At 47.4% G+C, this 14,218-nt stretch carries 9 protein-coding genes; all 9 read right to left on the reverse strand.

Translation table 11 applies throughout. The features are described 5' to 3' along the window. Window positions 1–102 precede the first annotated feature (102 nt). The gene (locus BUB19_RS20960) at window positions 103–303 is read right to left on the reverse strand and encodes a hypothetical protein (protein WP_073097484.1); all 201 of its coding nucleotides are present in this window, start codon (window positions 301–303) and stop codon (window positions 103–105) included. Window positions 304–472: 169 nt separating this feature from the next. Then, a complete protein-coding gene (locus BUB19_RS20965; RefSeq protein ID WP_073097570.1) occupies window positions 473–1,084 on the reverse strand; it encodes a Uma2 family endonuclease in 612 nt (203 codons plus the stop codon). A 670-nt stretch (window positions 1,085–1,754) separates the two neighbouring features. Beyond that, entirely contained in the window at window positions 1,755–2,363 is a 609-nt protein-coding gene (locus tag BUB19_RS20970) for a Uma2 family endonuclease (protein WP_073097486.1), read from the reverse strand. Window positions 2,364–2,424: 61 nt separating this feature from the next. Further along, window positions 2,425–4,722, reverse strand: a complete 2,298-nt coding sequence (locus BUB19_RS20975) for a discoidin domain-containing protein (RefSeq protein ID WP_073097488.1) — start codon at window positions 4,720–4,722, stop codon at window positions 2,425–2,427. 11 nt (window positions 4,723–4,733) lie between these two features. Then, window positions 4,734–7,016 (reverse strand): FAD-dependent oxidoreductase, encoded by a 2,283-nt coding sequence (locus BUB19_RS20980; RefSeq protein WP_073097489.1) that lies wholly within the window; start codon window positions 7,014–7,016, stop codon window positions 4,734–4,736. Continuing rightward, entirely contained in the window at window positions 7,009–8,712 is a 1,704-nt protein-coding gene (locus tag BUB19_RS20985) for a sodium:solute symporter family protein (RefSeq protein WP_073097491.1), read from the reverse strand. Before BUB19_RS20985 ends, BUB19_RS20980 begins: the two co-directional genes overlap by 8 nt. 4 nt (window positions 8,713–8,716) lie before the next feature. Then, on the reverse strand, window positions 8,717–10,540 hold the full coding sequence (locus tag BUB19_RS20990; RefSeq protein WP_073097493.1) for an FAD-dependent oxidoreductase: 1,824 nt from the start codon (window positions 10,538–10,540) through the stop codon (window positions 8,717–8,719). A 22-nt stretch (window positions 10,541–10,562) separates the two neighbouring features. Next, complete coding sequence (locus BUB19_RS20995; RefSeq protein WP_073097495.1) at window positions 10,563–11,669, reverse strand: hypothetical protein; 1,107 nt, start codon at window positions 11,667–11,669, stop codon at window positions 10,563–10,565. A gap of 26 nt (window positions 11,670–11,695) precedes the next feature. Further along, on the reverse strand, window positions 11,696–14,176 hold the full coding sequence (locus tag BUB19_RS21000; protein WP_073097572.1) for a hypothetical protein: 2,481 nt from the start codon (window positions 14,174–14,176) through the stop codon (window positions 11,696–11,698). Between the last annotated feature and the right edge of the window lie 42 nt (window positions 14,177–14,218).

A 14,218-nucleotide genomic window follows, 5' to 3' on the forward strand; every position in this document is an offset into this window, starting at 1 on the left:
ATATCGGTGGAGATAACCGGACATGGGGGTCTGTGAGGCACTAATGCCAGGCAAAATATACATCACCCCCCCATCCCATTCGCTACCAGGGGGTTCTCTTTTTTATTTTTTTCCCCTGCTGCTCAAAACCAAGCCGATCACAAGAAGGATGACACTGATAATCACCGGCGTCCAATTGGCTGAACTTACTGCTATATCAAGCCCCAATAAGCTGAAACTTTCTGAATCCTGCATGGCCTGGAGGCCAAACACGATGGTGCCAATAACTCCTAAAATCAATAAAATAATACCTGCAGTTTTCATAGTATTTGGTTAAAAGGTGAATCATGTAAATGAGCAGAAAATATTTAGGTATCAATTTAAAAAAAATCCATCGTTATTGGTACTATTTGATTGCAAAGAATTTGAAAGCATCCTAAATAATCAACAATGCCTGTGTTAAAAAAAACCTGACAACAAAATCTGCAAAAAACTAATCCAGATCCTTAAATACATATTTCAAATCCAGTTGAAATCCCGAAATACTCACAGAGCGAACGACATCCCCTGATGTCATTAGTCTGGAAGGAATGTATTTACCTTCCTTCAGGGTATAGGCCATGACTGTCTGCTCATCAGGGTGTATGATCCAATATTCCAATACACCACTTTCCTCATAGACTTCATATTTGTACTTCAATTCTTTTTTATTGCTTCCGGGAGATAAGATCTCCACTATCAGGTCCGGAGCTCCGATGCAACCTAAATCATCTAATTTTCTTGTATCACAAATAACACAAATATCCGGTTGGACAACTGTATCAATATCTTCATTTTTCTTTGACTTTACCGGAAGCCTGACGTCGAATGGTGCTTCATAAACTTTACAAGGATGTTTCTCCAAAAAATTGAACAACTTGTTAAACACCTTTCCTGAAATCTCCTGGTGAATTCTTCTGGGCGCAGCTGCGGCAGACCGGAATACTTTGCCCTTGATCAACTCCACCATTTCATCCATCTGCCAGCTCAGGTAATCGGCATAGGAATACCTTCCATACTCGGTAAATGGCTTTTTGAGTTTATTTTTGGGTTCTTCCTCCTCCATTTCACCAAAATACAAAAAAATACCTGATAAAAATAACCCATTCAATACCAGCTGGGGGAACTAATGGACACAAATTAAGCTTATCCGGAAAGGGTGCTTCAGTCCTCATCGTTTCGCTGAATTCAATGTGTTTTATTCGGATATCAATTTCGATCTATTTTCCGTAAAAAGGTTCAAGCTTATCCGGAAAGGGTGCTTCAGTCCTCATTGTTCCGCTGAATTCAATGTGTTCTATTCGGATCTCAAGTTCAAACTATTCTCCGTAAAAAGGTTCAACCTCTTCCGGGGTTTAAGGTTCGTTGTTGTTAGTCCTTTCCGTGGGCTGCACCCACGGTTATTGCTGTTCAGGCCCTTAAGGCCTGTTTTTACAGAGAAAAATATCAATAGTCCGGAACGGCATTTAAAGAAATTAACTTTTTTCAGTCCTATCAAATGAAGTGAATTCCGCTATCACTTCTCCAAGAAAAGCTCTTAATTAACTACAAAGCCTGAAGGGCTTCAACTATAATAACCCCGTGCGAAACCCGGGGTATATGAGCGTATTCCTTCCATTAACCCCGGAGAGGGATGAATATTTTTTCCAAAAAGGCCCAGAATCAAGGACAAAAGCTATCAAACAAACCAAATTGCCAACTTTTAAAATCGAACTTATATTGGGAATACCAGATCCCTAATCCAAATCCTCGAAAAGATCCTTTACATCCAAGTGAAAACCTGCTATGCATTCGGAAGAGACAATATCTCCCACGGTAAACAGCCTTGAAGGAACATATTTCCCTTGCCTGAGGGTATAAACCAGCAATGTCTGCTCTGAGGGATGAATAACCCAGTATTCCCTAACTCCTGATTCCTCATACACACTGAATTTAGTATGGATTTCTTTCCGGTTGTTACCCGGGGAAAGAATTTCCACTATCAGATCAGGAGCACCAATACATCCGGCCTCATCCAGTTTGCTTCGGTCACATACCACGCAAATATCGGGTTGTACTACCGTGAAGATATCTTCATTTTTTTTTGAATGAACAGGCAGCCGAACATCAAATGGGGCCTCAAATACTTTACAGGTCCTATTTTTTAACAAAAAATACAGCTGGGAAGATATTTTCAAGGATACTTCCTGGTGCTTTCTTCCTGGCGCGGCAGCCGGTTTGAATACTTTTCCTTGAATCAACTCCACCATTTTATCCATCTGCCAGGTCAGGTAGTCGGCATAGGAATACCTGCCATATTCGGTAAATGGCTCTTTTGTTTGATCTTTAGTGTCCTTATGATCCATGTCAACAATTTACGAAAAAAGCCTTTTCTCCGAAAACTTCCTGACCATCCCCGAAAAGGTTTTATTTCACAGGTATCACTATACTTTTTTCGAAAAAGCCATAACCATAATTTATTTTGAGCCGGTCATTATCCTCCAATGAAAGTAAATGAGCTTCGGTACGAATTTCGGAATCCTGTTTTTCTATCCGTCGCTCCAGGGAGAGGGAAAAAGGAGATATTTCATTCAATATGACAGGAATGCTTTTACCGGCATTATTGCTGAGCCAAACCTCAGCCTGCTCTTTCTGATCCGGATAGAAATTTAAGGGTGCTTCTAACCGGATCAAAAGATTTCCTGATTCATCCTGGCTGCATTCCAGTTGGGTATAATAATTGGCCAGATAGGCCATACTGATATTGAAGGCCGTATTGAACTGGACCCAACCTTCGGTCCAGCCCACATCCCCTGCTTCGGGGTAATTGGGGTAGTGAAAAGATTTCGGAGATCCATCGAATACAAAGGTAACCTCCTCCAGCAAGCCAATTCCCCCTTTATGTCTGCTGTACCAACCCAGATCCACCCCTTCGATCTCCTCCGGACCCTTGAACGAAAAATGTCTTCCGGTAGGATTTCGCCCAAAGGCATTTTCAAAATGGGACCAGGCCAGGATTTCCAATCCATCGACCAGCTCCTTATCTTCAAGGAGGCTCATTGCGGCAAATGCAGCCGCCGGAAATCCCAGAATATTGCCCGTTTCATTCCAGCCCGGAGGTGTCCATTCTTCCTGATCATATTTTCTGAAATCCCACATATTCTCAGATCGGGACAAGGCAATCCTTGCCCAGTCCGCCACCTTTGCCTTTAAACCTGCAGGGGAGCTTTCCGGATATTCTTTGTAAAAAAAAGCAAAAGCCCGCATGGTCATGTGTTCTGACATCCTTTGGCCTTTGGTGGTCATGGGGTCCTCCCAATCCAGATTTTGGATCATCCAGTCCATCTGCCGGTAGGCAGCATCAAAATACTTTCCTGCCTGGGGATCGTTTTCACGCTTACTGACTTCATACATCATCAGGTTAGGAATGACCGAGAAGCCCGGAGGCATTTCCCCTTTGGTAGTTCCCAGTTGGGTTTTAAGGCCCAACAAATTATGCTCCGGACTCTTGTCGTACTGCGAAAGGGAGTGTTCGGAGACCGCAGCCTTCTCCCAAACCGAGACGGCATATTGGTAGACCTTATCAAAATTCTGTTGGGGCAGCCATTTTTTCAGGTAAGGCCAGGCATAAAGGAAGTGCGCCAGTTCTGCCTTCTGCATTTCATGATCCAGCTTTTGACTGACCTTGACGTCAGCATCCCAATGCATCAATTGAATGATGTCCGGCGTATTTTCTTTAAAGGGCGCCAATTCCCCCCACAAGCCCCGATAGGATTCAGCGAAAGACTCATTGGGAACATACTTTCCCTTTACTTCCATCCGCTCATAGGCATGAGGATTACTCAGGTACATGGCGACCAGGCTTTGCATGGACCAATTGAAAAAATCTCCATCCCTCCAGGCAAAACTGATAGGCCTGATTTCGCTGACATTACCTACATAGTGCCTCGCTTCCAGCATAAAGTCCACCATATTCCGGTAGGTAATCCGCTCAAGCCAATTAGGTCCTATCCGGAAAGCAAAGGAAGTCTTCTCTCCGATCCGGATTTGAAAAGAATCCGTACCCAGCGGGTTGAAGGATGAAAAGTCCCCCTTTTCCATCTTAACAGTATCGGAAAATTCAATGCTCCCTGTGCTGGTATTCACGATTTCAAATCTGGTCCCCTCTTTTATTCCGGGGGCAGTAAATCTTTTGGGCCGGTAAAGGTTGTACCCACTTTGGTTGACCAGTATTGGGGGCGTCTCTGCAGAACTGGTATCTTTATATTGCTGACCAATCAAAATGAATTCCCCTATCTGCATGGCTTGCTGGTCAGCCGCAGCCAGGCGGACGCGATCTACGATCAACGGTTTGTCCAAGGAAATTTCTACCTGCCGCGAGGCATTTTCTTCTTCCCTATAAAAAGTACGCCATTCTCCATTCAATAAATATTGCAATACAAATTGTCTATTGGGCTCCGAGTCGGGGGAAAAGTTTATTGAAGCGCCGACCACCTCAGTGGCTCCCGGAAGTCGGACGAGCAACCAGGCTCGCTTATCCCCGGGGCTGCTACTCCAGTAGCTTTCCGCGTCATTGTCAATGGCAAGGCTTGCCGAACCTGGCACTTCTTCAGAACTGCCGGTAGCCGAACCGGAAAGACTCAAATTGTTCTGCCCGGCAACAGGTAACCAGGCTGTGAATGTAAAGAAAAGCAAGAGATGTATAGAGCGGAATTTTTTTTTCATGGTCAATCGGATTAATAACAAAGTACGCCAAACAAAGCCGCCGGAACTGAAGTGGAGGGATGTTGTAAAATAATTTTTAAAGATTTAGTGGCAACAGGTTTCGATAAATTTAGCTGATAGCGTGTCTGGTGATTATCGGTAACCTCCTCAAGGCAATTTCCGCTGTCGTCGCAAATTTTAAAATATTTGACACAAAAAGGTATTTCGGATTCAGGATGCCCCATGAGGGTGGACTCCAGTGCATGATCAGAATCTGTATCAAAAAACAAATATATCTTTCTGATTTTTTGGGTTTTATCCCATTTTAATTCGATGAACGGTTCAGTATCATGTTGATCCGCCGCCCAGGCATTTGTAGTGATGTACGGCCGGAATATCCCATTGAGCAGGAAAGCCTTCTCATACAAATTCAGGGGCTGATCAAGCTCAAAAGCCAGGTTTTGGCCTTCAGGTCTTCTCTCTGGAAGCCAAAAATCGAATGAATCCATGCCAATACCCTCCGGCGCCTCTTGCCGGCTACTCGTCGCTACAGCTTTGTTGAATTTTTGAAACACGGTCAAAAGGCCTGTCATCCGGCTTTTCGAAGACCTGATTTGGACCTTTTCATTGGCATAGAAGGCTACAAAATAATATTCTGTTTCTTCTATAATATATTTAAAATCAACTAATAATGATTGTTCACCTAAAGCCAAATCAAACTCCTTTTCCGCCAATATCAGCTCCGGAGTAAAATTCCCTTTTTTCCCGCTTTTTAGTAAAACTACCTTTATATGTGCTGGTTCTTCTGTCTTCAATTGGAATGTAATCGCTGGTACCTGGCCGATTTTCAGCGGCAGGAGCTGTGCTGTGGCAAAGCTGAGATTTTTCCACGGGCCGTTTGCAGGCAACCCGTGTAATGCCATTGTCGAGGATACGGAAATGCTTGCTTGGCCAGCGAGGTCCTGCTCGTCTTCCAGGCGAAACCCGGGAATATATTGCCCCGATCTGAGCAACCGCTTTTGTAATTCAGGCAGATAAGCCGGATGATTGAGCGCTGCGGGAAGCAGACTGTGCTCCTTGCAAAGCATGGCTGCCATCGCTACTGCCTGCGCATTGTGCGCACAGGTGGCCATCACTCTGGTTGACCCAAACGCCACGTGGGTTGCGCTGATAATCCTTCCAGCGAGGAAAAGGTTTTTGATATTTTTGCTGTACATGCATCGCAGGGGAATCTGGTAGACGCCCTTGGTGTGCCACTGGGTACAACCGGGCAAATCTCCATATACCCCATCTGCGGGATGCAGGTCCAGAGCCCAGCCACCAACGGATACGGCATCGGGAAAAGTTCTTTGCTGTACCAGGTCCTTTTGGGACAGCATAAATTCTCCCTCAAAACGTCTGCTCTCTCTTTTTCCGGGGATCGTACCCACCCATTCCAGTGTATGGGTAGCCATCTCGGGAAAATCGCCGGAGTTTTTCAGGTGATCCCAGATCCCATAGATAACCCGCCAGAGTTCCCATTTGATGGTTTCGGATTCGTGAATGGTATCTTTCCTTCCTCCGTATTCCACCCACCAAAGCCTGCAACCATGATCTTTCAGGTTAAAGGATTTGAACCTGGGCAAACTGGCTAACTCTTTATTGGCATACGTAGGCGCCACAAAACGCACCGGCTTACCGGTATCCTTGCTGTAAAAATAAAGCGAGTGCCCGAGGAGTTCTCCGTAGGTTTTTTTGTCAGGGGCAAATTTTTCGTCAAATTCATCTGCTGTTTCTGCACCAATCCGAAAAGCCGCACCTGCCAAAAAAGCCATGATACCATCGCCGGAGGCGTCTGCAAAAAGCGGGGCCTTTATACGGTAGCGGGTAGCATTCTGACTGCAGAAGGCATGCACTTTGCTGATCTCATCTTCCTCACCTTTTTCCAGGTCGTACATACTGGTATTGAGCAGCAGTCTGATATTGGGTTCCTGACTGACTTTTTCGATCAGGATGGTGTCCAGAATCAGTGGGTTTCCTTCTGGATTGCGGTACAGGTTTTCGATCAGGATTTCGTCTATCACTCCTCCCTCCCGTGACCAGCGGTTGTTGTTGCCCATGTGAGAAGTCGCACCAAGAATCCACAACCTGATTTCTGAAGATCCGTTGCCACCCAAAACCGGCCTGTCCTGCACCAAAACTACCTCCAAACCCTGTCTTGCCGCCGTAATGGCACAACAAGTACCTGCCATTCCGCCTCCGACGATCACCAGATCGGCCTCGCAATCCTCACATTTCAAACTTCTTTTTGCTTGCTGAAATCCCTCTTTAATCATGAATATTTTGTTCAGTTTTGTTGATAGTATATCCGGCTGATCTCCTGCGGGACAAGTATATCATCGTTCCGCCCATCATCAGGATGCATGCTCCCATGGCAAACATGTAACGGTCCCCTGCTGAGGCGCCAATCCCCAGAACAAAGAGTAAGGCACCAATAGCGACAAAGGCCCAACCCAGCACTTTGATTCCAAAATTATTTTGTTTTTCTCCTGATGTAAGCGTTGCCGCCAGTTCCTTTGCCGTTGGTTTCTTTCTGTTGACGTAGGATTGGTACTGATTGCTTTCCCTGTTGCGTTTAAGCGCGTAGATTTCATAGGCTCCCAGCAGGGCCAGTGGGAGAAATACACCCAGTAACATTTCTGTGGCCCTGTCAAGGCTGATCGAAAACAATAAGGGAGACAGAAATTTAAAATACAGATTGACGAGCAGGCTTATTCCGGTCACCACAAGAATCGAGCGCCCGGTCTGGCGTCTCGAAAAAAGCCCCCAGATCGCCGGTCCGTACAAAGCTCCGCCAGTCACCGCTCCGATACTCAAAACCACTTCCACAATACCGCCGGCCAGAGGCACCATAAAAGCAACCCCTATGGTACCCAGGCCAAAAAGAAGAGTTGCGGTCCTGGCAACCCGCATGAGCACTACCTGGCCGGAATCCGGGAAAATGGCCTGGTAGATATCGTTGGTCAGCACCGCCGCCGCCAGATTCAGGGAAGTATTGACCGAGCTGGCTGTGGCAAAGATCATTCCGCCCAGCATAAGTCCCAGCATGCCCACAGGCAACACGTCCATGCACATCCGGAGGTAAGCCCCTTCTGTTTCCAGACCAACCAATTCCGGATTGACCACCCGGTATATCATGGGGGGCAGCATCCAGATCAGTGGACTGATCAGGTAGAGGATCCCAAACAGGAAGCCTACTTTCTTAGCTGATAAGGTATCTTTGACGGAGGTATACCTTTGCACATAAGCCCAATTGCCGCCGATAAAAATGGTATTGTAGCCAATAAAGGCCAGAATAAACCATGGTGTATATTCTCCGTTGAAGACATGAAAAAAGGTGTCGGGCGCATCCTGGATAAACTGGTGCAGTCCGCCTACCTTATCCAGGGAAAGCGGTAATACAATCAGCACGGCTGCGGTAAGGATCACAAATTGCAGGACATCGGTTATCACTACTGCCCATAATCCGCCTACTGCCGTGTAGATCATGATCATCGCTCCCAGAAGTAAAATCGAATAGTAGATATCGAAACCTGTGACCACATTCAATATTTTCGCCACCGGGTATAAAAAAGCACCCGTGTATCCAAGCGAAAGTAGTAGAAAGATAAAGGTATAATACTGCTGGGTCGTTTTTCCAAATCTCTGGGTAAGGTAGGAAGCAACGGTAAGCGCTCCAGTCTGTTTCCACCTTCCTGCCAGATAGGCGCCTATCAGAAAGCCACTGATGCACATGGCCATCTGAATGGTGATGGCCACCAGTCCCCATTCATAGGCGATAGAGCCCCAGACCACAAAGGTACCGGCAGAAAAAAAGCTCATGAATAAAGAAAGTCCGCTGATGGACCAGGGCACTGCCCCACCAGCGGAAAAGAAGGATTTCATGTCTCCCCCCTGCTTGCCAAAAGATAAGCCTGCAACCAGGATAATCAGTGAAAAAATAATGATGGTCAGGAAATCCAGGAGCTGCATGCAATCAATTTTGTGGGAGGGTGGGAAGGTTGTAAATATTTACAGGAGATTCAATAATTCCCATAAATTCATTGAGATGCAGGTTGTATACCTCCCTTGGGCTGGCATTGTTCTTTTTGGCGACAAATGCCGCATAACCAACCGCTTCTCCCATCATGCCACAGGTTCGCATCACCCGCGTACTGCCAAAAGCTACATGTGTGGTGCTGATATTCCTTCCCGCCATATACAGGTTATCGATATTTCTGGAATACAGGCAACGGTAAGGGATGGTGTAAGGCTGCACTTTGATGTGTTTTGTGCCCGCAAAAAACTCCTCTCCTTCAAAATACCGGGAATTTTTGGCATCTGGAAAGTGCAGGTCTATGGTCCAGGTGGCGGTCACCGCGCCATCCGGATACATGACCCCATCCTGGATGTCCATTTGGGTGAGCACATGGTCTCCCATTAGCCTCCTGGATTCCCGTTTTCCGCCAATATAAGCCACCCATGCCAACTCATGGTGGCTGTATTTTTCAGCCTTTTCGTTTTTCAGGTAGGACCAGTTGCCAAATATGGCCCTCAGGTTATGGTCGCGGATCTGTTCCGCTTCATAAATGGTATTGAAATTACCAAAGCCGGTTTCCCATTGCCAATCTGCTTTGTAATCATCAATGTGGTATTCGTCTGAAAACTGGATGGCCCAGGGCGTTTCAGGAAAACCGGATGGCTGGTCCCGCTCCAGGGAGGCCCATAGATTGGAAGTCCCGAGCGTAAAATCATCCGGATTTTCGGGAGCCAGTGATTCGCCCGTTTCTGAGCGGCTTTCCCTTCCCATCCGGTATTCCGCTCCGGCCAGGTAGCCCAGGGTGCCATCACCGGTACAATCTGAAAAATACTGCCCTTCAAAACGGTACTCCTGATTGGTAGCGATATCTCGGCCAATGACTGCTTTGATGGAATTGCCGTCCATTTCCACATCATACACGTGTGTGTTCAGATGCAGGGAAATGTTGGGTTCGGCGCGTACAATTTGTAGTTTTCGCTCATCTCCGTAGCGGGCTGCATCCGGATTTCCATTTCCGGGATCTCCATTGTCCAATTCCCGCACAATCCGGCCCAGTTTGGGATAATGGTTCTGGTCTACACGGCCCATAAGATGTACCCGTATCTCAGAACTGTTGTTTCCACCCAATACCGGCCGGTTTTGGATCAAAGCTACTTTCAATCCCATACGGGCTCCGGATATGGCCGCACAGGTACCGGCCATTCCTCCGCCCACCACGACGAGATCAAAATTACCAACCTCTTCGGGGCCATCTGTCAAACCCAGCAGTTCCTTCCTGACCTTCAACAGGGCTTCATTGTCGTTTACCGGAGCATCATCCTTATCGGTAGAAAAATACAAAGCATCAAAACGGCCGTTAAACCCCGAAAGGTCTTCAGCCAGCAATTCATTTTCGCCTGCCTTCATATCTACTTCTCCGGCATAATACCAGTCCCATTCGGCGTCTCCACTCTGACCAAATACCACCTCCAGTGGATTGCCGTTGACATGAATTTTAAACGCCCCCGGGCCCGTAGGAAATGGCGCCCAATCTTTTGTCCTTACCCACAAGTGGTACCTGCCTCCATCGGAAAATTCAACGGTAGTCCTTGCATCCTCTACCCGATTGCCCATGCCGTGAGCCATCAGGTAAGAAGAATAGAGTACATCGAAGGATTGTTGGTCAATCACCCAGCCCCCGGTGTGGTCAAAAGATTCTGCCTCGACCAACACCCGTTTCTGGGCGAAGCCTACCAGCACCATTCCTGCCAAAAGGCATAAGGATAAGAAAATTCGTTTCATGTTTTCAGTTATTTTTATGGAATCAATTGTTAATTTTTTTCAAAGCACTGATTATTTCTTTATCGGGCTTGTTCTGGATTTCAAGCAGGGCAAGCAGTTCCTGTTTCCAAAGGCCTTTTTCCAGGTAGTCCAATACCATATACTGCTGCTCCTTACCCAGGTTAACCTGAGTTCCCAATACCTCCAGGATTTTCCTGCTCTGAGCGGGATTACTTGCCTCCAACTGGATTAAAAGCCGGGATTGGCTGTCCGGGTGCAGATCAAGCTGGCTCATTTTCTGCAAGATCCGCATCTGTAGCCGGAACGGCGATCGCTCAAAAGTTTCCCAAAGCCAGACCTGCCGGTCCCCTGATTGAAACATCTCATCAGGTAACTCTTCCAGGAGGTGAGCCGCCAGGAAAATGTTTTTTCCTCTGATGATTTCCAACAATGGCCCGGCAAATCGGGGATCATCTTCGGCATCCCTATCCCTGATCTGCTCAAAAGCCCAGTATTGGTAGGGATGGTGACCACTCTCCAAAAACCTGATCAGCGTGTCATCGGAATGATTGGCTACGGTATGTGCTTTGGTTGCTGCTGAGAGGGTACCATGGGCCAGATGCCAGAGGGTATAGCAAGAGTACACCGCACCGGATATTACCTCGCTTTGGATGGTCTTGGAGGTGGCACCTGTCACCGCATCTACTCCGTTGGATTCAGCAGTGCTGGTGCTTACCACCAGGTCTGAAATCGAGTAATTTCCCAGTATAGACCGTTCGTTGCTCAGTATGGCCTGCAATTTTTCATAATCCGAATCCTCAAAAGGAATGTGGTCCAGTTTGGTCAGGATTTCTCCCTCGGGCATTTCAAAATGCCGGTAATTGCCCAGCAGGTCCCAGTAGAAATTGATGTATACCGGATAGCATTTATTGGTATGACATACCGGGGTAAAAATTTCCGCCATGTATTGCATGTCCCTGCCTTCAGCATCTTCCAACACAAATAGCTCATAGCGGATCGAATCGGTCTCGACCGTTTCTATCAAACGCCTGTTTGCCTCCTGTTCCTGGCCGGGACCCTTTAAGCCCACATGCAGGCCGGTCAACAGGATTAGACTATAGGTCAATATTTTTAAACCAGGTTCAAACATACACATTCGTTAACACCCCAAAGTATTTATTCATAGGTAAATGTAGCTGTAGCGCTACACCTATCGTTTGCTACCAGGCGAACCCACCTGGCCTCGATTTCGTCCGGAAAGGACTCCAGATGGGTTTGACCAGGGGCGACGGTAATCTCTTTCCAATCCATCCAGGGACCATGGCCTACGGGCTCAAACTGGATGGTAAACGTGACTTCCTTGCTCGAATCATGCTGAAGTTCCAATTTCCTCTGGTCATAAAAAGCGAACAAATACGGATCAGAAGGTACGCCGGCTTCCACAACAGTATTTGCCCAGGGTCCACCCTTGCCCACTGGCTTACCCAGTTTCCACAGGTCATCGATCACCCCGGCCCAGACCGCAAGTTCTCCATCTTCAGACACGATGATGTGTTCATTTCCATCCGCAGCCTGTGGGTCCACTCCGCTCAGGAGCAACATCCCTCTGTAGGAAGCGTAATCATTGATGCGCAGCTTATGGGAAGCTACAGGCCTTATCTTGGCAAATCCGTCGGCATTTTCAGCCGGTAATTCGTAGAAAGTGCCGTGGCAGTTGAAAAGGTCTCTTTCCGTAGCCACTTCCCTGGCAATCCTGAGTTTTCCAGCCATAGAGGGGGCCGTAAAAGCAGGATCACCTTTGGGAAGCCTCCACCTTCTGCCCTGGTCATCCTGTATCAATACGGAGGCTTCATCTACCTCAAACACCTTTTCCGGAATGGCAAATCCTTCGTTGATAAAAGACTCAGTTTCAGAGTCCTCAACTTTAACCAGCTGCAGCTTTTCATCCATTTCATAATAACCGGCATTTTCAACACTTTCTCCCTGGTAACGTTTGGCGGCAATGCCCAGTTTCCTTCGGTTGTCGCCCAATCCATATAACAAACCGCCGGTATATCCATCTTTCTGAATGGGGATAATACCCTCAAATATATCCTTTTGATAAGCAGTTCGCTGTTCCGGATTGGAAAAAGAAAAATGGACAGAGGCCCTTGTTGCCCCATCAGTTGTTACCCTGATCCATTCCCCTTTAGTGTCCTGATCGAAGGAAAGCCAGCTACTTTCAGCCCCATCCAGGGAAACTACCTGCAGCTCTTCCCAGTCTCCGGTACCATTTCTGTCGATTTCCAGACTAAAATTAACCGCACGGTCTCCCTGGTTTTGCAGCCATACGTTTTTCTCCTTCCAACCGGAAAACAACATGGGTTCTGAGGGTTCATTGGCTGCAACTTCTTCCTCCAGCCAAAGGGCACCATTGGCGGTGGCAGGACCCAGTTTGTCCGGCATATCCATATCGGTAAACCACAAATTAGAGTTCGATTGTCCGGGGCCTTCGATATTTCCTTTGGCGCTTCGCTTATTGAGAAATTCCCGTTGGGCAGAATCATCACAGCCAAAAACCAATCCATTCTGCCAGCGGGTAAAATCACCGATGACTTTCAGGTAAGCAGACCGGGGCCGGATCCCGCCAGTCTGACCCTTCTGAAAGGATCCGGGAAATTTCCAGAACATGCCGTGCATGGTCATCAGGTAATCCGGCTCTTCCTCAGTCCCCACGTCCCGGATCCGGGGCCATTCGGTGTTCCAGCCATGGGCTCCGTCATAGCTGTGGCTTGCTTTGGGTAAGCGGTAAAAGTCCCAGCCTTCCTCTGCGTCACGTACTCCGAGGATCACTGATTTGTGGTCCCAGCCGGTAGCCCAGATGGGATCGGTTTCGGGATTTGGATTGCCATGAATACCTCCGGGGCCTGTTACTTCCACAAACTGGTTTCTCCGCACCAAATGCCAGTCTGTCCCGTCCCATTCATACAGCGCGCCTGCTTCAATAGAAAAATCCTTAAGGGCTTCCTGACCGGTTTCACCGTTGTTGGAATAAACCATAACCCCTTGTCCGGAGTACAATCCTTTTCCATGTGCCCCCAGAAGCAATTCGGCTTCCTGAGCCATTTCGCCCTCCTTTCTGGTGACATTTCCATCTACATACAGGGTATTGGTTTCCAGGTTATGCACATTTACCTCGTAAAATCCCTCTTCCATGGTCCCGTAGTAGATCTTATTGGCCGGATCGGTCAGGTGCCGGGCGTTTCCCGTATGCCTGCCGGGCATGGTTTCATATGAAATGGTGCGGACCTCGCCGGTATTGTCTATGGCATATGGCCCGATAAACAGCTGTTCACTTTCCCTGTGAATCATACGGTTAGCTGGCGTGCCTCCGATACTCTCCTCCCGGGTGGTAAAACTCAGATCAGGATTGATCTCATAGAGTTTATCGGAGGAGCCAAAGGGGAAATGAGGACCATAGGTCACCACCCAAAGCTTGCCTGCCCATGGCACCACAGCACCGGTACCACATTCACCCTCTTCGTTGTAGTAGGCCAGGTGGGGATAGATTCCGCTGATATGGGGATAGGCAGGTCTCTCTACGACTTCAGGTGAATTCTTGTTACAAGCCAGGAGAGTCAGAAGAAGATAAAACGACCAATTTTTCAAACGATACATGTTTTTCTTTTTGGGTTTGAACAAAATTATGGGAAGACAAAG

Source organism: Cyclobacterium lianum, assembly GCF_900143075.1.
GTDB classification, from domain to species: Bacteria; Bacteroidota; Bacteroidia; order Cytophagales; family Cyclobacteriaceae; genus Cyclobacterium; species Cyclobacterium lianum.

Coding starts and splice junctions, on each gene's coding strand:
- BUB19_RS20960 (WP_073097484.1), bottom strand. CDS start 303: ATGAAAACTGCAGGTATTATTTTATTGATTTTAGGAGTTATTGGCACC.
- BUB19_RS20965 (WP_073097570.1), bottom strand. CDS start 1,084: ATGGAGGAGGAAGAACCCAAAAATAAACTCAAAAAGCCATTTACCGAG.
- BUB19_RS20970 (WP_073097486.1), bottom strand. CDS start 2,363: ATGGATCATAAGGACACTAAAGATCAAACAAAAGAGCCATTTACCGAA.
- BUB19_RS20975 (WP_073097488.1), bottom strand. CDS start 4,722: ATGAAAAAAAAATTCCGCTCTATACATCTCTTGCTTTTCTTTACATTC.
- BUB19_RS20980 (WP_073097489.1), bottom strand. CDS start 7,016: ATGATTAAAGAGGGATTTCAGCAAGCAAAAAGAAGTTTGAAATGTGAG.
- BUB19_RS20985 (WP_073097491.1), bottom strand. CDS start 8,712: ATGCAGCTCCTGGATTTCCTGACCATCATTATTTTTTCACTGATTATC.
- BUB19_RS20990 (WP_073097493.1), bottom strand. CDS start 10,540: ATGAAACGAATTTTCTTATCCTTATGCCTTTTGGCAGGAATGGTGCTG.
- BUB19_RS20995 (WP_073097495.1), bottom strand. CDS start 11,669: ATGTTTGAACCTGGTTTAAAAATATTGACCTATAGTCTAATCCTGTTG.
- BUB19_RS21000 (WP_073097572.1), bottom strand. CDS start 14,176: ATGTATCGTTTGAAAAATTGGTCGTTTTATCTTCTTCTGACTCTCCTG.